Source organism: Luteibacter yeojuensis, assembly GCF_000964085.1.
In the GTDB taxonomy this organism is placed as follows: domain Bacteria; phylum Pseudomonadota; class Gammaproteobacteria; order Xanthomonadales; family Rhodanobacteraceae; genus Luteibacter; species Luteibacter yeojuensis_A.
The window spans coordinates 1-229 of record NZ_JZRB01000143.1 but is presented as its reverse complement, the minus strand read 5'-3'; the positions used below and the strand labels follow the sequence as shown (position 1 = coordinate 229).

Sequence of the window (229 nt, the reverse complement as noted above, 5' to 3'; positions counted from 1 at the left end):
AGAGCCCGGCTTGCGCCGGGCTCCGTGTGTCGCGTGTTACGGGCGGTCCGTGCCGCGCCGGGGGTCTGAATCGAACGCCCTCACGTCACCGATGTTCGGTGCGTGCGGCGCCGTGTTCACAGGCGTGCCGCCACCCTGGGGGCCGCTGCCGCCGCCCTTCGGGCCGTCGTGGCCACCGTGGCCGTCGCCGTGGTCGTCACCATGGTGGCGGATGGTGTGCGACACCTCC

Annotated in this window: 1 protein-coding gene; it reads right to left on the bottom strand. The window is 73.4% G+C overall.

Features of this window, described 5'->3' with window-relative positions; genetic code table 11:
• Nucleotides 1-36 precede the first annotated feature (36 nt).
• Nucleotides 37-229: hypothetical protein (locus VI08_RS22145; protein ID WP_045831526.1), on the bottom strand; the 193-nt coding region annotated here is incomplete at its 5' end.